This is a genomic window from Labrys sp. E2SS-1L, from assembly GCF_057073705.1.
On record NZ_CP172713.1, the window covers coordinates 1 to 23,532 of the forward strand.

A 23,532-nucleotide genomic window follows, 5' to 3' on the forward strand; every position below is an offset into this window, starting at 1 on the left:
GGGGAGTTTCACTCCGGTATCAACACATACGGATCTCGACAGATCGAAAGGATTTTCGCTCGACAATCTGGATGAGCAGACGAGGAGACTCAAGTCGTGTTTTGATTGTCGCAGCACGACATTCCATGATAGCCGAAACGCAGGGCTGCCCCCCGCGCTCGGCGAGAACTCCTGGCCTGGCTCGACCATCCTATCAATAGCAGGAAAGCCCGCAGGCACCTCGTCCCGGATCTGGATTGGCATCAGAGAGATCGGGCCATGGATCCGAGATCGGCCGTTGGACCACGGATCCAGTATCTTTGCCGCCAAAAGGCGAGGGCAACGAGCTCTTGTGAAGGCGAAAGGCACTCTAGCGGGCTATACGCCAGAAACATGCTGGCGAGCGCGAGAAGTCTCACGGTCGCTGCCCGGCATGACGACATTTGGCTCCAGGGCCTGGCCAAGGCGGATCAGGTCACGCAGCGCCGAGCGGATCTGCGGCTGAGGGAACTCGGTGTCGTCCTCCCAGATCGTGCCCTCGTGGAAGATCATGTCGAGCTTGCCCGCGATGCCAGCAAGCGAGGTGGCCGGCGTGGCGGTCAAAGCCTCGACGAGCTCTTGTTCGCGCTCGCCGGCTTCCACCTCCGCCTGCTTGGTGGCCGAGTAGCCGATCTGCTCATCGACCACGTCCCAGCGCGCCTGATGCTCGGCCAACTCCGCCTTGGCCTTAGTACTCAGGTCAGCCATCTCAGGGGCTGAGCCACAAACGGCCTCGATGTCTTCCGGCGAGAAGAATTCCAGTGCTTCGCTGCTCGCCGGCAGGCGAAGTGTGGTCCGGGGGAAGCCGATTTCTCGGACCAGCTTCGTCTCGAGCCGCTGCTGCTTGTGGCAGAGCGCTTCGGTCCTGAGCGCTTCGGTTTTCCACGCCTGCCACGCCAGCAGTGCAGGATCCGGGCTGCCGTGACCAGTTTGCGGTTCGGCTGCCTGCGCCTTGGCCTGAAATGGCCAAGTCAGCGTGGTCAACGCCGTGCCCACCAGCAGGCGTCGGCGGGTGACGAAAGACAAAGTCATGCTATGGTCGGAATCAGCCATGATCCGAGCTCCTTGCAGCTTGGTTGTGGTCAGGCTGTGCGGGGTGTCCTACCACCCTTCACAGCCGCTTCGGCAACATAGAGAACGAGTAGCTACCACCTGGAAGCTATCGCGCTGGTAACAAATGTCAATTCTTTTGGCATCATATAATGCTAATGGGCTCATTTAATGACGCTTTCAAGTGAGCAGGTACGAGCGGCTCGGGCACTGTTAAACTGGAACCAGAAGGCTCTTGCTGAAGCGTCAAAAGTTTCCATTGCGACGATTAAGAGACTGGAACCTCAGTCTGGCCCTCTAAAAGCGAACGCGGTGACGGTTGAAGCACTGCGTCAAGCGCTGGAGCGGGCCGGCATAGATTTCATTCCTGAGATTGATGGCGGAGAAGGTGTTCGCCTCAGAAGGCCACGATCCGCTGATTGAATGACATGAGACGCAGACGGGCACTCGGATCGCGATTTGAAGCCCGTGCGCCAAGTATCCTTGAATGTTTCAACTTCCAATACGTCGGGCGAAAATGGAAAAGCAATGCTCTGCGGGATAAGGGCGCTGCTCGTGGGCTATTTCCAGGTGATTGAACCCTAAGCTCTTCAAAATATCGAGAATGGATGAACGGGACATCCATCGTGGCTCGTTGTAGATTCCGCCGCAAAAGTCGGGGTTCAGGTAGACGTTAGCGTAGTCACGCCGATAGAGCGTGACGGATGTCCCATTGAAGTCGCGAATTTCTCGCATGGGATCGAAGCGATTGGACGCCTTTTTCTCGGGCGGAAGAGCACTTTCGTCGATATAGGAGGTCCAGACATAAAGAGCATCTGTCCGCGCCGCCGCAGCTTCCAGAAAACGGATAGGATCGCGCATGTGGTAGAGCACAGCGCAGGCGACGATCAGATCGTAACGCTTTTCGACAGTCTCGAGATACTGAACACCGTCACCAAGCAGGAAGCGGGCTCGGGATAGATTCGTGATCTCCTTTGTGACAAGGCATTTCAGAAATGCCCGCTTGCTGGCTTCCACGGCGGTAATGGTGGCGCCGTTCTGGTGAAGCAGGTATGTGTGGCCGCCCTCCATGGGGCCAATCTCGAGAACATCGGCACCGGCAACGCCTCCAAAGCGCTCGATGGCCCAAAGAATGCGATCATCCAAAAAAGGGACGCGGTTGCCAGCGACGACGTCATATTCCGGAGGAAATTGGCTATTCCAACCCGGAATGGCGTCGATGCAATTCTGGATACTTGGAGGCCGTGATTCATAATCCTCGAATGCGTTAGTCGGCAGAATCCCCGACTGATCCGCTGGGCCGCTATGCCTGGGTGAATGCGCCCCCACTGCGCGCCGCATCAATTTACGAAGCCTGATCATGAACCGCTAAATCTCGCGCATTGACGGCGTTCTTGACCTTTGTGCAAATACTAACCCAATCGTCAAATGCGATATCCCAAGTGAGGGCCTGCGTAATGCCAGAACGCCTCAGATAACCGACGAACAAAGCCTGTTCGATTTGGAGAACATCACCCGGATCTGTCCCCGCCCAACCGTCCATCTTTGATGAGAGTGGCCTTACGTTTAGAAGAGTAACAGGTCCGATCGCCCTCAATGCCCGATACAAAATCCGGAGTTCTTCTTCAGTGATGTCGGCGGAATTAAACACGGCGATCTTTCGTCCCTCAGAAAGATCCGACAGAAGCTTATCTCTTAGAAATTTCACGCGCTGACACAACTTCGTGTACAAAGTTTCTGGTGCCTGCTGCCCTTGAAAAACGAAGGTATGCATGCCCAGACCCCAGCGCCGATCCTGTACGAAGAACTCGCCGTTTGGTTGAGTTATCAGCTCTGTGGTCTCGGGCGCTCCCATATCAGCAAATCGATGCGCCAGTGCCGAAATGAGGCTGCCGTAACTGACTGCGTTGAAACGCAACAGGCCGAGGGGTTCTGCACCAAAGCGGCGCTGGACGAGGCCGAACTCACAGTCGCGCCCAATGCTCTCAAAGCTCATGAGCAAGTCCCGGCGGTGCTCATCCTCGATGACCACGATCTCCACGGGTCCTGTGACTGGGCTGGCTTCATCTTGCAAGTTTGAATCTTGATCGATCTCAAGCCGTGCTAGTTCTCGTGCCTGATGTATGCGGCCATAGTGCTCCCAACCAACGGGATCATCCGGGCGGCGGCGTTGGAATTCGCGCCACAATTCCAAGGAGCGATCGTAATTTCGTCGCGCGCCCTCCAGTAATGCTTCCATGGCCAGGAACCCGTGGAAGTCGGGATGACGCGGGCGCAGATCCCGCAGAAGAGTATCGAGAGTGTCGAAATGGCCCAGCGTTATCAAGGCGAGGGCATAATGATGCAGCCACTCCAGGCTCGCACCGGGACGCTGGACAATGCGCTGCCAATACTCGAAAGCCTGTTGCCACTTGCCCCAGTGCTGGGCAACTTTCGCTGCTTCAGCAATGATCAACTCGTCGTCAGGGAAACGGACTAATCCGTTTTCTATCACATCGGTTGCACGGTCCAGGCGCCCCAACGCCCGCAGAGCACCCGAAGTGCCGCGGTAGCCGACTGCCTTGTCCGGCCAGGTGGCCAGGATCAATTCCCAAGTTGCTAGACCGCGGGCGAATTCTCCCTTGACGAGAGCAAAATGTGCCGATTCAACGTAGAAACGCCGCACCGCCGAATTGCGAAACAATGCGCTACGCGCAAGTCTTGGCGTGAGATAGGTCAATACTCTTTCCCGTGCGGAAAAGGGTAAACGCCGAAACACAGCGGTGGGGACAGCCAGCAACGCCTTGATCACGGTGTGCCTACCGCGTCTCAGCAAGCGGCCGACCTTTCCAGCTCTCATTGGAACCGCTGCGAGCGGTCCGTTGATCGACGATCTTTTCAAGTTTGCACCTACCCTATCGATCCTGGCATTACGGCCTTCAAAGCTTGCATATTGCGCATGCAAATTTTGGTAACGCTGGCTCTTCCCGCTTAGGCAATTTCCGTTCACTTGTGTATCGTGTTCAGCAGAGTAATTTAAGTTTTGAGAGTCGCAACGATATCCGAGGATTTGGCTGGTTTCGTATCGCTATCAAGCTTAGGAAAGTGTGTGGTTCGAGATGTAAAAGTTTCCAACTTCGTGAAACGTCGGTGTTGACTACCGTTTATTGTTTTTCTCTAAAAATGGCTTCCAACCGGATATCGACCGACTAGTTTATTTGAGAAGAGGCCGAGAACCTATGGGCCCGCTTCCAGATTTTCGGTTTGACGATCGCCCTTCACTTTTAGACCATGGGATAAGCGAATTCTTGAGAATTATTGTTAAATGACAATAAGTAAAATCCTTTATGCCATAAATTTAGATTCTGCGTGATATAATCATACATAGGCTTTGATAAGGCACAAAATACATCACAAGATATTTCTTGTCAGCAAGCACGGGACTGGATGGATTAGATTATGTCGGAAAGCCGAGTTTTTAACGAATTTGACCAACAACAGTTTGCGCGATTAACCGGCGATACGAACCCAATGCATATGGATTGCATCTTGGCGCGGCGTACACAGGCTGGTGAGCCTGTTGTTCATGGTATGAACGTGTTGCTTTGGGCGTTAGATAGCCTGGCAGAGCATATATCTCTGTCTAATATTTCTAGTATTAAAGCAAAATTTGAGAAATTCATTGCACTGGATAGAAATGTTGAATGCTCTGTTGTTAAATCTGATGAATTCGGAGCGGAAATTGATGTTCGATGCAGAAGTATTGGCGTTCTGTCCATTTTCCTAAAATTCGGCCCAATCCGCAGCGCGGCAGTACCTGTCTACAACTTGCTTTCCCCGCCTGTCGGTCTGGAAGATATCGGGGCTGCGTATCCGAAGTTGAGCGTGGCGATCGGTGTCTCTCGTGTTTCGGCGCTTGGCCAGATCTCCCGGCTTGTCGGCATGGTCAATCCGGGCCTCAACTCCATCCTGTCGATGGTGGAGGTCGACCTTATCGAGCAGTCGCCTGGTGACGGTGGTATAGGGTTCAATGTCGAACGCGCTGACGAACGGTTTTCGATTGTTGTTCTCAAAGTGGCCGGCAGCGGTATCGCAGGCAGGACCATCGCGTTCGAACGTAAACCCCCTGTTGTGGGCCCGTCGATGGAGGCGGCGGCGGCAGGCATATCCCCGACGGAGTTTGCTGGCTCCTCGGCCCTGATACTCGGAGGATCCAGGGGGCTGGGAGAAGTCGCCGCCAAGCTTGTCGCTGCCGGCGGAGGGCGTCCGATCATTACCTATGCTGTGGGAAGAGAGGATGCCGAACGCGTAGCGGGGGAGATCGGTTGCCAGTTTCGCCATTTCGACGCGACAAACCCCGCCTCATCTCAACTCAGCGACTTGCCCAGCCTCACGCACGTTTATTACTTCGCGAGCCCACAGATCTTTGTGCAGAAAGGTCCTGGCTTCGATGTCGAGCTGCATCGTCGTTTTTTGAGATTCTACGTCGATGCCTTCCATGAGGTCTATCGGGCGCTCGGTCCTGTTCCCGCTTATTTCTATCCATCGACCATAGCTGTCGAGACCAGGCCGCAGGGCATGGCGGAATATGTAATGGCAAAGACGGCAGGCGAGATCTTGTGCGCCGAACTGGCTAGCGAAGCAAAAATGAGAGTGGAACGGCTCCCGCGGATCCTCACTGATCAAACCGCCGTCGTGGCTCGCGTCCACAATGCCGATGCGCTTGAGACCATGACTCCCCTGATCCGGGCCTTTCAGGCTTCCTGATCAGGCAACTATTCCCGAGCAGGGCCAATGGCGTTGTGAAAACCAGTGCAGCAATCGCCCCGGCTGAAACGAATTCCACTATGCCGGATGCGCCGGCAAGCGACCGCGTTGTGCAGCGATACGCACCAGATCACTGAGCGTGCGCAAATTGTCGATTTCCGCCGAGGTCAGCTTGACAGTAAAGTAGGTTTCTGTCGCCAGGATGACCTCGACGTTTTTGAAAGAATCCCACTCTTTGACGTCTTTGGCAGACAGGCTTGGTGAGATCTCAATGTCATCGCGCATGAAGACGTCGGAGAAAATCTCCCTCATCGCGCTATAAACTTCGGCTTCAGAAATCACGACTTCAGCTCCGTAATCCGAATTTGGCTGGGATGAGGGATAAACGAGTCCAGTTTAAGCCCATAGGTATTTTCTTCGAGCGTTCGGAAACCCAGCTTCTTGTAATGATCGGCCACCATCGCATTCTTGTCTGTTGACCGATAGGTGCCGATGATATCGCAGGCTCCCATGCGACTGGCCACCTCGGCAACCACGTTCAACATTGCCTGCTCGACTCCGCGACCCAACACGCGACAACTCATCAACCAGCTATCGATGACGAATTGCCGGTTTTTCGACGTGCTCCCGATCACGACTGCGATAAGGCCATTGTCCCCAAAACGATCCGCAAGGCGGAATTGCAGGCAGGCATAGTTCGATTTAGCCATGAACGCGCGAATTTCCGTTTCCGTGTAACGGCGCGTTGTCAGATTGAATTGATTGGTTTTGTTGATGAGCTGAACCGTCCGGCCGAGGCTCGTTTCGTCCACTTCCGCCCATGTCAGCATCATATCCAAGTCGGCCAAATAACTTCGGAGGTCTGTTGCCGTCGAAGCGGCCTGAATCCGCGCTTGGGATCTCGCATAATAATCCGCTCGCGCCCAATCTTCATCGGTCATGGCGACGCCCTCGAAATAGCCGGCGTCGGCAAGGCAGGCGGGATAAGCGGCGGGATCCTCCGGCAATTCGGGAACACTGACCATCGGGAGCTCCCGGCGCACCAGGTCGCGCTCGAAGGGGTTGTCGTCGACGAAGACCAGGCTATCAAGCCCGATGGACAAGGTCTCGGCGATCGAGCGAAGATTGCTTGGCTTGTCCTGCCAATTGGCGACAAAACAAGCAAAGTCCCTCTCCTTCAGGAGCATCTCTGGATTGGCCGTAAAGGCCGCGCGCGCAATCGCCTCGTCGTTCTTGGAGCACACCGCCAGCATCACGCCTCGCTGGCGAAGATCGAGCAGATAGCTCTGGAAATCGAGAAAAGCCTCGCCCAACGTGCTGCCCTGACCGATGGCGATCCCGGACGGCCCCTCATCGCCGATCACGCCACCCCAAAGCGTATTGTCGAGGTCGATGACACAGCATTTTGCCGTGCGACCCTGACGGGCGGCAAGGAGGCGGGCCACATGGTCGCCGTAGCGAGGTGCCGCGGTAAGGGAGATTTCCTGCCTGGCTTTCAGCCAGAATGAACGATCGTGCCAGGCCGCTAATCCATCTCGCCCAGCCAGGTCATCGAGCCCCAGAAGATCGATGCCTGCCATATCCGCAAGCGGCCGAAGCCGGGAATTAATTTTCGAGATGAAGGCGCTTGGCGAGGCGGCAAAACGATGCTCATTGTTGCCGAAGCTGGAGGGTAGGGATGGCAGTATCGCCTGCTGGATCACACGGCAAGGACGCTTCTCCCTCACGGCATCCCACAAGCCATTGAGGTCCCTGCAGACCTTCTCCACCAGCCCCTCGCTCTCAGCTGAGGTACGGCAATCGCGGATGCCCTTACTGATCTCGACAGCATCGATGGAAAACAAGACGGCGGTAGGCTCGAAGCTTGTCAGCGCTGTTTGTGCCTGGAAAGCATCCTGCCGATATTGCCCATAGGGGCACTCATATATGTCGAGCCAGATTCCCCGGCGCAATGCGCCGACGCGGAGGCTGGGTAACAGATGGGTGGTCGTCGATGACGACAGGACGGCCATGCGCTCCGGTCTGGTTCGAATGAAATCCGGTGGGCTGTAACTGAATAATCGGACGACGATCTCGGACAGAGCATTGGTGAGCTGAAAATTCAGTCGATGGCCTGCCAGCCGGACCGCTTCCTCCCATGCTTCGACGTTCGCGCTGCCACTGGCCAAAGCTCGAAATCGCGGGCGCCAGTCCGAACCTGGTGAGGGGAACCAATGAAGACTGGCGTAGACGGAAATTTCTTCGCTCACTTGTATACTATTCCAAATAGAATAGATTATCGAGACTCTTGCGAGTACGAAATGTTGTCAATAGGATCGAGATCTTAAGTTTGTCAACGGTGCCTAAATAGCCGGAAAGGGCGCTGACTTTAGCGGATACGGATCTGCGCTGTCGATCGCGCGTCGGTTTGGAGATCAGGCACAACTCATAATCCTCAAGGTCGCGAAGGCCAAGCCCAGTAGAACGGATCCTACGCTAAGCATGCTTGGTGGGATCGGCGGTCAACCGAAATAAGTCCGTTATATTGTGCGTCTTGTCACGATAAAAAGAGAATTGTACCGGGAAGCGTTGTGTGCCGAAATGCGCGCGTTTTGAGATTTTCGTGCCTGAATATCTCTTGAGATGTCCAAAATGTAGAGAAGAGATCCACAATTCATTTGAGTTCGTATTCAAATTTCCTCTAAAATTGCCACCAGATATGGTAATTATCTACCTCCAACATTAAAATGGCTAGAAATACAAGAGAAATGGAGTTTTTCCACTTGCCAACATAAATAAAATTTGCGAATTACAAAATCGTAAGTATCAGTTGCCCCCGAGCCTATATCAGGATGCGCCTTCCAAGCCATCATCCAAGATAGGGTAACGCCTCTTTAGTAAGGATGAAGGTTTGAGTCGGTTGCAAATGTGCTTGTCGCCGGTCGGTGCCTCGTGAGGCGGCTCGATCGCATGTGGAATGCGTATAAGGCTTTGCAAGATTTTAAGATCTTTAGAAGCTCGCGGCTTCGGTAAGATTTCGCTGCATTAATAAAGCGTATGGTCCTGAAGAATGAGTTTGGCACTATTGGGATTATTGTAGAATTGATGTGCATGAGAGAGGCTATGCTTTCATTTGCCGTTCTCCGTCACAGATTGGCCTCAAACATGGCGAAGGCGCTGGGCATGTCGAGGCGTCAATCGGTTGTTCGGTCGCATGCAGGGTGAGCGCCTCTGCCCCAAGGAAGTGGACGATATCATGGAGATCACAGTTTGATCGAGTTAGGCGGTCGATCTGCCTGATTATCAAGACCTCGCCGGCGCGCAGAAAGTTGAGTGATGTTTCGTATTCAATGTGGCCGTTCCGGACGGCGTCGCTCTTTTTGCCTGCGCGGATGACCAGATAGAATGGGCAGTGTGGAGTCCCGTCTCTTGGATGGAAGCACCTTATTCGACGATGTTGACACGATCTAAGTGCGCCGTAAGGTAAGGAAAAATAAATGCAAGTGAACGGCTCTATAATACATTTTTTGGAAAAAATAAAACACGCAAATACATATAAGATATTAAGATCAATATTGTTTTGTGTGGTTTTTGCTGTTGGTCTTTATGCAATAATTATTATATCAGATATATCTATCTGGATAAAGGCGATAATTATTATTCTTGTTTTGCTAACTATTGTCGTCGATTGGGTAAATTGAGCCGGTCTTCCTTCTGTATTGGCTCTTTAGTGAATGTCAGTGATTGGGGGATGCTATGGATATAAAGGGAACTGCCTCACAGGTCGCTGGTGAGGTCGGCAAAGATTATAGTGCGCCAGCATTTGGAGCGTCATTGGGTGCCGCCATTGGGGGGGCATATAACCCACCCAGCACAGCTGCGAAATCAATTAGTGTGGGACTTAGTGCGACGTCCGTCGGGGCATTATATGGTCGAGGTGCTCAGTATGGTGCCGAAAGAAGCCCTCTTTCGCCAGTTGCTCCTCTTATTGGATTTAGCACGGGACTTGTGGCCGGGTTTGCGTATGCGGCGGAGAACGGAGCCGACCCGAGGAAGGCGTCTTTTGTCTTCGATTCGCTAGCTTATCCAGCTTTTGAAGGCCTTCCTCTTCCCACCGATCGAGCATACCTCAAGAATTATGGCGACGATGAGGAGGGAGGTCTCCCGCATTGCTTTCTTGCCGGCACTCCAATCCTCATGGCGGATGGAACAGAAAAGCCAATCGACGAAATCGTTATTGGTGACGAGGTCATGGCGTTCGATCCAAAGGCCGAGGGTGGCAAAGGACGGTTTCAGCCGAAAAAAGTTACCCGTCTCTTCCGTAATCTTACGGATACCATCATCGACCTGTATGGCTTGAGGATGACTCCGGGGCATGTTGTGCTGAGCGACAACGGAGATTGGCTGACTATTGCTGCCGTCCTTGAAGCTGACCGCGCCATCGTAAGGCAGGTTGACGGTCGGCCTGTGGAGGTCCGTGCGCGGACGGGCATACAAGCTCACTCGAACGCCAACGTTCACCTGAACAGCTTCCCTAACCTGATTGCATATTCGCAGGAAACACGCCACCTCTTTGAAGAAGGAGAGGAAATCTTTTATGGCTTCGAAGGTGACATCGCCCTGGTGCCATCGATTAAGCGTGGATGGCGTACCTACAATTTTGAGGTAGCCGACTTTCATACTTACATCGCCGGCGGCATCCGTGTTCATAATAAGTCTTCGATATTAGGTGATCTTGGTGACGGGGCGTCTATTGGGATTAGATCTATATTTGGCGGCCTACTTGGGGTAGGAATATCCGCGTTGCGTGGTGCGGCCGGCTTTTTCGCAAATCTTTCGATAGGTAATATTTCAGGAGCCTTAGAGAGTATAGCTTCCAATGCGTTGGGAGTGGTTGCATATGCGTTAGGGGGCGCAATTAGCGCTGGTTTAGGGATCGCAGGTGGTCTCGTCGGTGCACTTACTGCAGCTGCCAGAGGCATTCTAAGCGCCTTTGGTGTGGACACATCAGTGCCCCCACAGAGCTTAGCCGGAAGCGCTCCATCCAGCCATCCAACCGTCGGAGCCCCGGGCAGCAATCCGTTGAATACCCAGACGGATGCCGGCTTCCGTGATGCTGCAGGTTTTTATCATAACACCTATGATCAAGCGCTTGCAGCTAATCAGAGTGCCTTGTCTAATCCATGGCTTGACCCGCACCGAAACACTGGGCTGGACCGCTTTAATCCCGCTGGCTCCAATCCAGCAGCCACCGATGGCGGTGGCCTCGCGCGCGCGTTGGGGTTCTCCGGACCTAGTACTTCGTTTGGGGGGGGCACTACTAGCCATGGTAGTGGAGGCAACGCCTCGGGTGGTGGTGCCACTGCAGGCACGGGCCCTGCGGGCCCGGGGATGAATAGCAATGGCATGGGAGGGCGCGCCAGCGCCAGCAGCGGCGAGAACATGGGCAGCAAGCCTGTCGTTCTTGATCTCGACGGCGACGGCCTGAATGTGACGGCCCTGTCTTCTTCGACACAATTTGTAGACGATAAAGGCGATGGCTATCAGCATCGTACGGCCTGGGCTGGTAAGGGCGATGGCGTTCTGATCTTCGATGCTGATGGAGACGGCAAGATCAGCAATTCGAAGGAATATGCTTTTACCGAGTGGGACTCGACTGCCGATAGCGACCTTGAGGCACTGAAGAACGTCTTCGATACCAATCACAACGGCAAGCTCGACGCCGGCGATGCCAACTGGGCCAATTTTAAGGTGATGGTCGACGGTCAGATGGTAAGCCTTGCTTCCCTCGGCATCCAATCCATCGACCTCACCCCGACCGGAAGCGGACAAACCTTCAACGATGGTTCGAAGATTACCGGTACGACGACCTTTACCAGAACCGATGGCACGACGGGTGTGGTTGGTGACGCCACCCTGGCGACGGAATCGGGCAGTTATGTAGTTAAGCAGACGAAGATCACCAACGCAGATGGTTCGGTCACCACAGATATCCTTGGCTACAACAAGGATGGCTCCAAGGCATTTGAGAATGTTGTCACGGCGAACGCCGCCGGCACCAGCAAGACCATCGAATATGACGACAATGGCGATGGCGTGTTCGATCGCTCGCAAACGGTTGTCGACAGCAAATGGGCGACCTATTCCAACATCGAGACTGTCAGCAATTACAATGCCGATGGCTCGCTGCGGGACTCGACCAGGACGGAGCGCTCGACCGATCTGCATTGGGTGAAGACGGAAGTCGATCAGAACGGTGACGGCATCGTCGACCAGAGGCAGCTCAAAAACCTGGAAGCGGACGGCTCGACCACGACCACAACCAGCAACCTCGCGGTCAATGGAACCACGATCAACCAGACCCAGGTGATCGCCAGCGCGAATGGCCTGTCCAAAACCACCAAGATCGACCATGCAGGCTCGGGTAGCTTCGATCAGATCGAGACCGATGTGACCGTGGTGGATGGCAGTGGTAACCGGACACAGACTGTCACGGATACGGGAAGCAACGGCACGGTCCTCGACAAGACTGTTACGATCACGAGCGCCGATCGCGCTACCTCCACCATCCAGGTCGACGAAGACGGCAACGGCACCTTCGACACGGTGGAGCAGATCTCGAGAAGCGTGGCGGCGAACGGCACCCACGTGACCTGGATCGTCGATTACAATGCCGACGGCTCCGAGCGAACCATTCACACCACCAACATCAGCGCCGACGGGCTGAGCAATACGGAATATTTCGACTGGAACAGCGACGGACCGGCCGATGAAATTCGCTTCGATGGCACAGTGATTGCCGGCGATGGCACCAGGACGCAGACGGTTTGGGACAAGTCCGGCAACGGCACCCTGCTCAGCCAGACAGTGACCACGACCAGCGCTGACAAGAAGACGATTTCCATTAGTACAGATGCCGATGGCAACGGCACTACCGACCAGACCGTTTCGATCGTGACGGCCGCCGACGGTTCGACCACCAAGACGGTGTCGAACTTCGCTTCCAACGGCACGCTGATCAGTCGCACGCTGACCACGACGTCAGCCGATGGCCTGACCAAGACCACCAAGACGGATATCAACGGCGATGGCACCTACGATCTCATCAATACGGATGTGATCGTCAAGAACGCGGATGGCTCGAGCACCGAGACAATAACCAATACCGGTTCCAACGGTACGCTGGCGGGAAAGTCGATCATCACGACCACGGCCAATGGTTTGACCTCGACCAGGCAGGACGATCTCGACGGCAACGGCACGACCGACCGCACAACGGTTGATGCCATCGTTCTCAATGCCGACAACAGCCGCACCGAGACCGTGTCGGTCACCAGCAACTCCGGGGCCTTGCTCTCGAAGAGCGTGACGACCGACAGCGCTGATCGGCTGACATCGACGGTCAACATTGACGGCAACGGCGATGACCACGTCGATGAGACGCGGGTCCGCATCACTAATGTCGATGGCTCGACGACCAGCACGGTCTCCGACTTCGCCGCCAATGGCAGCCTGATCAGCAAGGTGCTGACGACGACCAGCGCCAACGGCCTGAGCACGACAGTACAGAGCGACCTGACTGGCGATGGCGTCTATGATGGCTCGACCAGCGACCTCGTCGTTCTGAATGCCGACGGCTCCAAGACCGAGACCAAGTCGGTATTCAGCGGCAATGGGGCTTTGCTCGGCAAGCAGGTCTTTACCACCAGCGGTAACGGGCTTTCGGTCACCACGCAGAACGATATCAATGGGGATGGCACCTTTGATGCCAAAACCGCCGATACCACGGTGATCAATGCCAATGGTTCACGAACCGAGACCGTGTCCAGCTATAATGGCGCCGGCACGGTTCTTTTGAGCCGCACCGCAACCACGGTTTCGGCCAACGGGCTTTCCGTTACCACGACCAAGGATATCGACGGCAACGGCACAACGGATCAGACCGTCACGGACGTCAAAACCCTCAATGCCAACGGCTCAACCAGCGAGACGGTCTCCACCAAGGCCGGCAATGGGACACTGATCCACCAGACGACTACCGCCATCAGCGGGGACAAGCGCACGACCAGCGTGAACACGGATGTCGACGGAGACGGTAATATCGACCAATCCCGCGTTGTAACGGTGAATGCCGATGGCTCCGTAACCACGTTGGACAAGACCTACACAATCGGCCTTGCACCTTCGACGACCACCAAGGTGGTCAGCGCCAATGGACTGTCGTCGACACTGAGCATCGATCCAGAGGGCGATGGAACCGTCAACTACACGATCACCGACGTGACGGTTCTCAATGCCGATGGTTCGAAAACCGAGACCTACAGTGACTATCTCGGCACGACGTTCTTGCGCGGCAAGGTCATCACGACCGCCAGCGCCAATGGGCTATCCGTCACATCGCAGATGGATGGCAATGGTGACGGTACAATCGATCGCACCAACACCAATGTGAAGACCTACAATGCCGATGGCTCGGTGACCACGGTGGTCGCGAACAACAACGCCAATAATACCCTGCACGACAAGACGACCTCCACCATAAGCGCCGACCAACTGACCACTACCGTGACCAAGGATCTTAACGGTGACGCCGTTGTCGACCAGACCACGGTCACCCGGGTCAATGCGGATGGTTCGGTGACGACATCGGGCATGGACGGCACCGTGAAGTCGGCCTCGGGGCGCAGCTATGGCGGAACTCGCGGGAGCTACAAGACCGTCAGCGCCAATGGTCTTTCCACCACGATCCAGTATGACGCCAACGGCGATGGCCTTGCCGAAACGCAAACCACGGATGTCGTCGTGCTCAATTCCGACGGTTCGAACGTGGAGATGATCATCGATGCAAATCTGAGTGGTGGCGTGGCGACCTCGGCAGCGCCTGTTTATACTGTGACCACCAAGGACAAGACGGTCATCACCACCAGTGCCGATGGCCTGAACGTGTCGAAGCAATTCGACCTCGATGGCAATGGCTCCTTCGATGCCGGCGAGACCAATCAGATCGTCCTCAATGCCAATGGTTCGAAGACCGCTACCCATGTCTATTCAAAGGCGGGCGTGGAAACCGGCCGCTACGTCACCAACACCAGCGGCAATGGGCTGAGCGTCACCAACACCTGGTCATCGAGTACGCTTAACCAGAGTCAGACCGACACCACCACCGTCAATGCCGATGGCAGCACATCGCGAGATGTCATCAGCAACAACGGCACGACCCAGATGGCGCGGACGGTGACAAACACCTCAGCCGATGGCCGCACCGTCTCGTCCTGGATCGATACGGACGGCATCGGTGGCGCTGACAAGTACAACAGTACCAAGACCGTGACCTATGACGGCGGCCAGACCATCGTCTGGCGTACCGATCAGTTCCAGGATGGCCATTTCGAGAATACTGTCACCGCCATCCAGGACGTCGAGCGTACCTTTACCGTCCAACGCGACATCAACCTTGATGGTGTTTACGACCAGATCGACAATACCTTCCAACTCGCTGACGGTAGCAGTAACGAATATCTCACCAACTACGCGTTGGACGGCTCCAAGCTCAACGAGATGAAGACGACAACCAGTTACGATGGCCTAAAAACCAATATTACCTGGGATAATAACGGCGATGGCACCGTCGATAACAAACGGGCCATCACTCGGTCCTACAATGCCGATGGATCTTATTCGGAGACAATCAAGGATTATCGGACGAGCACGATAAGCTCCAGCGATGGGTTTGGTTCCGTCCAATGGGGCACGACGGTTGTGGATGTCGTGTTGATGAGCACGACAACCACCGTTAGCGCGGATGGCAAAACAACGACGACGACGGTGGATTTCCGGGGCAGCAATACGCGCTTCACCAATGGTCGTGGTATCTTGGGAGCAGGAGACTCCTATGGGACTGCGCGGGCGGCAATAGGGGCGGGATATAGCGGGGTCTGGAATTTCGGCCGCGCGAGCTGGGAAGGGAGTTCGACCGGTAGCCTCGCCACCCATCAAACCTTCACCACGGTGAAGAATATTGACGGTTCCAGCACTCTGACCGTCACCAACGATTCGGCCGCCAAGGCGCTCGATCCGATCAAGGGCAGGGTGCTATGGAACTCGGCCGTCGCTACCTCCAACAAAACGGTAGCCTCTAAGATAATCCAAAACACAAGTGCTGATGGCCTGTCGATCTCGTTGCAGGCCGATTATGACGGCAATGGTACCTTCGAGCATACCGAGACTTGGCAGACCCAGATCGATGGCTCGCAGGTTGGCACCATCCAGGACGTCAATGCCAGCGGTACCGTCGTGGCGAAGGGAACGGAAACGATCAGTGCAGATGGCACGGTCACGACGTTGAAGGCTGATACCGACAACAACGGCACTATCGACCATATCGACAGTTCCCTTACCCATATCGACGGATCGATCACTGAGACCATCACCGACTACAATGCCGATGGTTCATTCAAGCAAACGGTGGTGAACAATGTCAGTGCCAATGGCCAGGACATGTCTGTGGTCACCACCAAGGCGCCAACCACCGCCGGTGGCCCGAACACGGCAACGGCTGTCATGAAGGCAGACGGCCTGACGGCCAGTGCCAGTGGCGCCAATGTGACCGCCACCATCAACGGCGACTTCAATACCCTGTCGCTGAGCGGGGGAACCGACACGGCGACTGTTACCGGTAAGGGCAATGTCTTCAATCTGAGCAATGCCGCCAGTCTCAGCATCACTGGCGGCACCTCCAATGTCGTAAACGTCAGCGGTGTGAACAACAATCTGACGGCGAGCTCGGCGACCGTAAATGTCGCTGCCAACAGCCAGGCCATCCTGTTCGGCAGCAACAACACGGTCAAGGTCACTGGATCCGGCGGCCAGATCTCCAACGCTTCAGGTACCGGCAACACGGTGACGATTGCGAATGGCACCGTGCGCATGGGGCCGGGTGGCTCGATGACGGTGAATGGCAACAACAACGAACTCGACATGGATTGGGATGGTGGCACGTTCGTGGCCACGGGGACTGGCAATACGCTGAATGTCTACAAAGCCAACGAGAAGGCGACTATCTCCAACAGCACGGTCAATCTGGCTGCCAATGCCTCCATTACCCTGACCGGCTCCAACGACGTCATCAATGTCGGCGCCAACTCTACGATCAGCGTGAACGGCACGTCGGAGACGTTCGTGTTCACCTCCAATATCGGCCACAGCACGATCACCGGTTACGGCGCTTCCGGCGCCGGCTCCGATCAGATCAACATCGACCATAACGTCTTTGCAGACTGGGCGACGTTGCTCTCGCACACTACGCAATCGGGCGCGGACACCATCATCACGGCCGACGCCAACGACGTGATCACCTTGAAGAACACCACGGTGTCGAGCCTGCAGCAGAGCAACTTCCACTTCACTTGAGGAGTGCTCCCGGTCGGGCTCGCCATTGGCAGCCCGACTGACAAACGCGTCGACGCGGGAAGGAGAGTTTCCCTTCCCGCGCTTCCTCTATCCACTTCAGATCATTGCTCATGTCTCGCGATTTCAGTCAGCGCTTTTGGTCCGTTTTTCGTGACGCGCCCTCTCAAACCGGCCATACGTCTGCTGAGGGCGAACAGTCCGCCGTTTGGCACAATGCCGGCCCCGGCCGCGGTGGAAGCGCCGGCGATCACGGAGCGCATTTCGTTTACGAGCCCGTGCGCGGCAGCTCTGGCGCCTCACCTTGGTTTGGCGAAGCGCGCGCCCAGCCTGCCTCGACACCGGCGTCCGAAGCCCTTCACAGCTTCTTCGACGGCTGGATCAACACGCTGGCCTCCTGGACGCAGTCGGGCTCAGCCACGATCGGTCCGCACCACGATCCCTTCCAAGGCGGGTTCCTGGCTTCCGGTGGCGGCAGCGAGCCTACCCATGGCGGCTGGGGTTCCTCTTCCCGATAGGCGCGCCGGCCTGCGGCGTTTTCCGTTATTTCTCTCCGAGTCTTCATGGACCAAGCTTCCGCCTCTGCTTCCCCAACCGAGCCGCTCGATTCCGGCTTGAGGGCTCTGTGCGGCATTGCCGCCTTCTTCCGCATCGCCGCCGACCCCAAGCATCTGGCCGGAGAACTCGCTTTGACCGGGCGGCTGGCCGGTGAGCGCGACCTGGTGCGCGCCGCCACCATGATCGGCCTCAAGGCCCGTATCGTGGGCCGGCTTACGCCCAAGCGCCTGGAGACCATCCCAGTGCCGGCGATCGTGCGGGTGGCCGATGGCTCCTTCCAGGTCTTCGGCGGCAAGAACCCCAGTGGCAAGTTCCGCCTGGTCGATCCCATCACCCGCATCGATCGAGAGCTTGAGCTGGAGGCCCTGCTCGCGGAGATCGGCGGCCAGGTCGTTCTGATCGGCCGGCGCCTGCGCGGGGCGGGCTCGGATCCACGCTCCTTCGGCCTTGGCTGGTTCCTGCCTTCGCTCTGGCGCTACAGGAAGCCGCTCGCCCATGTGCTGCTGGCTTCGCTCTTCGTGCAGATCTTCGCCCTGGTGACGCCCTTGTTCTTCCAGGTCGTGGTCGACAAGGTTCTCTCCCACAAGGGCTATTCCACCCTGTTCGTGCTGGTCGCCGGCATCGCCATCATCGGCCTGTTCGACGTGGTGCTGCAATATCTGCGCAGCTACGCTCTCTCCCACACCACCAACCGCATCGACGTCGAACTCGGCCAAAAGCTGTTCGGCCATTTGTTGCGCCTGCCACTCGGGTATTTCGAGACACGCTCGGCCGGTCAGACGGTGGCCCGGGTGCGGGAACTAGAGACTATCCGCAACTTCCTGACCGGCCAGGGATTGTTCTCGGCCATCGACCTCGTCTTCACCATCGTCTTTATCGCGGTGCTCTGGGCCTATTCGTGGAAGCTCACCCTCATCGTCATCGGCTCGATCCCGCTCTACATCCTAATCGCCGTGGCGGTGCGTCCTTCTTTGCGCAAGATGATCGAGGAGAAGTTCAACCGCGGCGCCGTCTCCCAGCAATTCCTGGTCGAGGCGGTGGTCGGCATCCAGACCGTCAAGGCCGGGGCGGTCGAGCCGGTGATGCACGCCCAATGGTCCGAGCGCCTGGCCGCCTATGTCCGGACCTCCTTCGACGCCACCATGCTGGCCGCCGGTGGCCAGAACGCCATCCAATACGTCTCCAAGTTCTCCACCGCCTTGCTGCTGCTGTTCGGGGCCAAGGCGGTGATCGATGGCGAACTCTCGGTCGGGGCCCTCGTCGCCTTCAACATGATCGCTGGGCAGGTGACCCAGCCGGTGCTGCGCCTGTCCCAGATCTGGCAGGATTTCCAGCAGGTCAAGATCTCGATGGACCGGCTCGGCGACATCCTCAACACGCCGATGGAGCGCTCGCCCCAGACCAGCCTGGTGCTGCCGCCGCCCCGTGGCCTGATCGAACTGAGGAACGTCACCTTCCGCTACCGGCCCGGGTCACCCGAAGTGTTGAAGTCTGTCTCGCTCTCCGTCCAGCCCGGGGAGGTCATCGGCATCGTCGGCGCGTCCGGATCGGGCAAGTCGACCCTGACCAAGCTGATCCAGCGTCTCTATACGCCCGAGGAAGGCCAGGTGCTGCTCGACGGCGCCGATCTCTCCCAGGTCGATCCGGCATGGCTGCGCAGCCAGATCGGCGTGGTCCTGCAGGAGAACCTCCTGTTCAACCGCTCCATCCACGACAACATCGCCTTCGCCAATCCGGCCCTGCCGCGGGCCAATGTCATCGCCATCGCCAGGCTTGCCGGGGCGGACGAGTTCATCGCCAAGCTGCCGGCCGGCTATGACACCATCATCGAGGAGCGCGGCGCCAATCTCTCCGGCGGCCAGCGCCAGCGCATCGCCATTGCAAGAGCCCTGGCCACCAATCCGCCGATCCTGATCTTCGACGAGGCGACCTCGGCACTCGATTATGAGAGCGAGCGGGTGATCCAGACCAATATGCGCCAGATCGTCCAGGGGCGCACGGTCATCATCATCGCCCATCGCCTCGCCGCTGTCCGGCCCTGCAACCGTATCGTCGGCATGGCGGATGGCCGCATCGTCGAGATCGGAAGCCATGCCGAGCTGCTGGCCAGACCCGACGGTGTCTATGCCAGGCTGTGGGCCCTGCAGAACGACAGGATGGAGGCTGCCGAATGAACGCGCAGTCTCCGCCGCCCAATGCCGGCCAGCCGATCCCCAGGCCGCCCAAGCGCCTCAAGCCGCGTCGCTCCGACCAGGAGTTCCTGGCGCCGGCCCTGGAGATCCTGGAGACGCCGCCTTCACCGGTGCGCATGGCCCTGATCGTGATCATCTGCGCCTTCGTGGTGGTCTCGCTGCTCTGGTCCTATTTTGGCCGCATCGACATCATCGCGGTGGCGCAGGGCAAGTTCGAGCCGACCGGCAAGGTCAAGATCATCCAGCCGCTGGAGGCCGGCAAGGTCAAAACCCTGCCACCCGTCGACGGCAGCCATGTCAAGCAGGGCGAGGTAGTCCTCGCGCTCGATGCCACCGAGGAATTGGCGGAGGAAGCGGGCCTCACCCGCAGCCTGGCCTCCTTCAAGGCCGAGGCGGCTCGGCGGCGCGTGGCCATCGAGGCCGCCCATCAGCGCAAGCTGACACCGCCGCCCTCCATTGCCTGGAGCGATGACATCCCCGAGCTTCTACACAGCCGCGAACAGCACATCCTCAATTCCGACCTCAGCCAGCTCGGCTCGAGCCTCGCCTCGCTGCAGGCCCAGCGCCAGGCCAAGCTGATTGCGCGGGATCGCAGCCAGCAAACCGTCGAAACCCAGCAGTCCCTGATCGCCACCCTTCAGGAGCGTGTCACCATGCGCTCGACGGCCGAGGCCAAGCAGGCGGTGACCAAAGCCAGCGTCATCGATGCCACCGAGACCCTAAAGTATCAGATCACGCAGTTGGCCATTCACCAGGCCGAACTGGCGGAGGCTGAATCCGGCGCCGAGGTACTGGCGCGCGAGATCGACAAGACGGTCGAGACCTTCGTCTCCGACAATGCCTCAAAACTTGGAGAGGCCGAACGTCAGATCGACGATCTCACCCAGAAGCTTGCGAAGGCCACGGCCCAGCGTGAGCGTAAGACCATCCTGGCGCCAATCTCGGGCACGGTGCAGGCCTCCATCATCGGTACCATCGGCCAGGTCGTCGTTCCCGGACAGGAAGTCATGCGGATCGTGCCGGACGACTCCAAGCTTCAGCTCCAGGTCTATGTGCTCAACACCGATATCGGCTTCGTCAGGCCAGGGCAGGAAGCGGTGGTGAAGATCCAGTCCTTCCCGTTCACCCGCTATGGCACCATCAATGCGAAGGTCGCCAGAGTCGCGACCGACGCCATTCCCGAGCCGGATGCCGCCCAGCTCGAGGGCAATCCGGCCGCTCAGATCGCAAAGTCAACCTTCGCTGGGGCAGAGCGCACTCAGAACCTGGTGTTCCCGGTTACGCTGACCCCCGATCGCGAAGTGATGGATGCCGATGGCCATCGCGTAACGCTCACCCCCGGCATGGCCGCCACCGTGGAGATCAAGACCGATAGCCGCAGGATCCTCGAATATGTCTTCTCGCCCCTGGTCGAGGTCGCGAGCGAGGCTCTGAAGGAGAGGTAGGCGATATCGGCTGATGGAGCCTGCCTCGACCAACACACCTATGGAAATTAAGGAAATTCTGGAGTGACTGAATGAAAATGGTCCTGGTTATAGCTGTGGCTATAGGCTCGCTGCTCGCAAACCCTGCCTTGGCGGGAAACAAGAGGCTCACCCATAAAAAGTCGTACAATGCTGGACTTCCGGCCAGGACAGCCGATCCCGCATTACCATCGCCAGCGTCAAAATGGAGCGTTGATGATGAAAGTGGTCCACCAAAGAGCTTCAATTCTGGGACAGGAAACGGAGGCATTCGCCTGGGAAACGATCCGAATTTTGGTCGTACCAGGCAATATGATTACAGGCTGAATCGCAATTAAGGACGGTGTCTGGAGATTGGGGCAATGGGCGCAGCCGTACTATGATTTACCCTTTCGCGTCCCTTCCTCGATCCCGTTCAGAAAGCTCTGAGACGTGCAGTTTGTCCTCAAGAGAGTTGCTATCCTCATTGTCTCGATCGCGCTCGTGCCGGCCTTATCCTGGCTCATCGTTCACGCGCAGAAATCGAGGCCGTCCGATTTCGCTTTCTTCGATAGCACTATCTATTTGACCCTTCTTCTGGGGGCCATGGCGATTGTTCTTTCACTGGTCGTGCCGTTCGCCGTGGGACGCAACAGGAATGCGCTTGCCAGCCTGTTCGGCCCAACCGTGCGTATCGTGACTTTGGCTGTCGGCCTTGCCGTCATCTTGCAGGGTATCTTGGTGGCGGCGACGATTATTCGGGCGGAAACGCAAACACTCGGCAGTGTTCACTTCAACCTGGTCCTGATCCTTGGCGGAGGCGGGATACTGGTCGGCATCGCCGTACTGATGGCTTCGCTGGCTTTCCTCAAGCGCCCACCCATGCCAGTGCTGGGCCACACTTTGGTTCGCGAGGAGGAACCCTCTTTCTTCACTTTCCTGGATGGACTGGCAGGGCGCCTGAGTGCTTCTTCGCCGGATCATGTCGTGGTTGGGTTGGAGCCGACATTCTATGTCACCTCGGAACCGATAAGTCTGGCAGGCAGCGACAAAATCCTCCACGGTGAAACGCTCTATCTCTCCCTTCCTCTTTGCCGCGTGCTGAGGAAAGAGGAGCTCGCTGCTGTTATCGGTCATGAGCTTGGACATTTTATAGGTAAGGATACTGTCTACTCCCGCAAATTCGCGCCAGCCTTTGTTCGGCTTGAACGTACATTGACCGCATCGCAGGCCAGCTGGGGATGGAGTACTTTCTATTCCATTCCGGTTCAGGCGATACTCAGTCTTTGCCTCTATGAGTTTTCAAAAGCAGCGAGCCGGATCGGTCGTGAGCGGGAGTTCGAGGCTGACATTGTCGGAATGCGTGCCGCCAGTCCGATGGGCCTCGGAGTTGCCTTATTGAAGGTCGGTCTCTATTCGCCGTTGTGGAGTGACGTATTGAGCAACGCCGTTGCGGGCTCGAACGAGGAAGGGACCCATAGAAACCTCTCTGATTTTTTCCAGCACTACTGTTCCAACACATATACGGGGGTAAAGGGACACCTTCTTGCAGTTGCAATTGACGACGGCGAGATCAGCCACCCGATCGACACTCATCCGCCGATAACAGCGCGTCTTGATCACATTGGCGTAAAACGGGATATGATCTCCGCCGAAATCCTGGGGCCAGACTGGGAGGATCGATCGGTCGGCTTGTTTCATGAGGCGAACGCTTATGAAGAAGAGTTGTCAGCATTACAGCGGCAACAGCTTGTGGCGGGAGCACAAACGCAGCCACCAGATGGTGCTCCTCGTCAGTCTTAGTGAACGATCTTGACAATAAGGATGTAGCCGGTCGCTTCCAGAGCGGGACGTGCTTCACAAATTACAGATCTGCGATTTTCAGAAATCTTACCGGGTCACTTTGGAAATCATTTTCCTAGCTTCTTGAGATGTCGGACATAACTTGGGTATTTGCCGGAACCGGTTTACGCGCGCCGACAAACGCTCTGCCGTGATTTCGTGAGAGACGGGAGGGAGAACGCTGCTCTCCCTCCCCAGCAAGCATGAACTGGGGTCTCCCCGAAATTCTCTTCGCTGCGCTCAGACAATCTCGCCGCCGATAGGGGCGGCGCCCTGCGGGCGGGCGAAACCCCTCCCCA

At 56.9% G+C, this 23,532-nt stretch carries 13 protein-coding genes; 6 read left to right on the forward strand and 7 right to left on the reverse strand.

Features of this window, described 5'->3' with window-relative positions; genetic code table 11:
* Positions 1-357 precede the first annotated feature (357 nt).
* From ACIGJE_RS25820 to ACIGJE_RS25830, 3 genes are all read right to left on the reverse strand, one after another.
* Positions 358-1,071 carry a hypothetical protein gene (locus ACIGJE_RS25820; RefSeq protein ID WP_483680761.1) on the reverse strand — a complete coding sequence of 238 codons (714 nt, stop codon included), beginning with the start codon at positions 1,069-1,071 and terminating at the stop codon, positions 358-360.
* Positions 1,072-1,560: 489 nt separating this feature from the next.
* Positions 1,561-2,430 (reverse strand): class I SAM-dependent methyltransferase, encoded by an 870-nt coding sequence (locus ACIGJE_RS25825; RefSeq protein WP_483680762.1) that lies wholly within the window; start codon positions 2,428-2,430, stop codon positions 1,561-1,563.
* A complete protein-coding gene (locus ACIGJE_RS25830; RefSeq protein WP_483680764.1) occupies positions 2,414-3,787 on the reverse strand; it encodes a tetratricopeptide repeat protein in 1,374 nt (457 codons plus the stop codon). The genes ACIGJE_RS25825 and ACIGJE_RS25830 overlap by 17 nt, the downstream gene beginning before the upstream one ends.
* A gap of 719 nt (positions 3,788-4,506) precedes the next feature.
* Between ACIGJE_RS25830 and ACIGJE_RS25835 the strand changes: the two genes are divergently transcribed.
* On the forward strand, positions 4,507-5,814 hold the full coding sequence (locus tag ACIGJE_RS25835; RefSeq protein WP_483680766.1) for a MaoC/PaaZ C-terminal domain-containing protein: 1,308 nt from the start codon (positions 4,507-4,509) through the stop codon (positions 5,812-5,814).
* 78 nt (positions 5,815-5,892) lie between these two features.
* On the opposite strand, the gene ACIGJE_RS25840 is transcribed toward ACIGJE_RS25835, so the two are convergent.
* From ACIGJE_RS25840 to ACIGJE_RS25855, 4 genes are all read right to left on the reverse strand, one after another.
* Complete coding sequence (locus ACIGJE_RS25840) at positions 5,893-6,156, reverse strand: acyl carrier protein (protein WP_311939230.1); 264 nt, start codon at positions 6,154-6,156, stop codon at positions 5,893-5,895.
* Positions 6,153-8,063, reverse strand: coding sequence for an HAD-IIIC family phosphatase (locus tag ACIGJE_RS25845; protein WP_483680768.1), 1,911 nt, complete (start codon positions 8,061-8,063; stop codon positions 6,153-6,155). Before ACIGJE_RS25845 ends, ACIGJE_RS25840 begins: the two co-directional genes overlap by 4 nt.
* Positions 8,064-8,914: 851 nt before the next feature.
* Positions 8,915-9,367 (reverse strand): recombinase family protein, encoded by a 453-nt coding sequence (locus ACIGJE_RS25850; RefSeq protein ID WP_483681179.1) that lies wholly within the window; start codon positions 9,365-9,367, stop codon positions 8,915-8,917.
* A 503-nt stretch (positions 9,368-9,870) separates the two neighbouring features.
* The gene (locus tag ACIGJE_RS25855) at positions 9,871-10,503 is read right to left on the reverse strand and encodes a hypothetical protein (RefSeq protein ID WP_483680769.1); all 633 of its coding nucleotides are present in this window, start codon (positions 10,501-10,503) and stop codon (positions 9,871-9,873) included.
* Between the two features lie 681 nt (positions 10,504-11,184).
* Here ACIGJE_RS25855 and ACIGJE_RS25860 point away from each other — a divergent pair.
* The 5 genes from ACIGJE_RS25860 (at position 11,185) to ACIGJE_RS25880 (ending at position 23,194) form a co-directional block, all read left to right on the forward strand.
* Positions 11,185-17,202 (forward strand): adhesin, encoded by a 6,018-nt coding sequence (locus tag ACIGJE_RS25860; protein WP_483680771.1) that lies wholly within the window; start codon positions 11,185-11,187, stop codon positions 17,200-17,202.
* A gap of 275 nt (positions 17,203-17,477) precedes the next feature.
* Complete coding sequence (locus tag ACIGJE_RS25865; RefSeq protein ID WP_483680772.1) at positions 17,478-17,717, forward strand: hypothetical protein; 240 nt, start codon at positions 17,478-17,480, stop codon at positions 17,715-17,717.
* Positions 17,718-17,762: 45 nt separating this feature from the next.
* Entirely contained in the window at positions 17,763-19,931 is a 2,169-nt protein-coding gene (locus tag ACIGJE_RS25870) for a type I secretion system permease/ATPase (RefSeq protein ID WP_483680774.1), read from the forward strand.
* Positions 19,928-21,394 (forward strand): HlyD family type I secretion periplasmic adaptor subunit, encoded by a 1,467-nt coding sequence (locus ACIGJE_RS25875; RefSeq protein WP_483680775.1) that lies wholly within the window; start codon positions 19,928-19,930, stop codon positions 21,392-21,394. Before ACIGJE_RS25870 ends, ACIGJE_RS25875 begins: the two co-directional genes overlap by 4 nt.
* 450 nt (positions 21,395-21,844) lie before the next feature.
* The gene (locus tag ACIGJE_RS25880; RefSeq protein ID WP_483680777.1) at positions 21,845-23,194 is read left to right on the forward strand and encodes a M48 family metallopeptidase; all 1,350 of its coding nucleotides are present in this window, start codon (positions 21,845-21,847) and stop codon (positions 23,192-23,194) included.
* Positions 23,195-23,532: the final 338 nt, after the last annotated feature.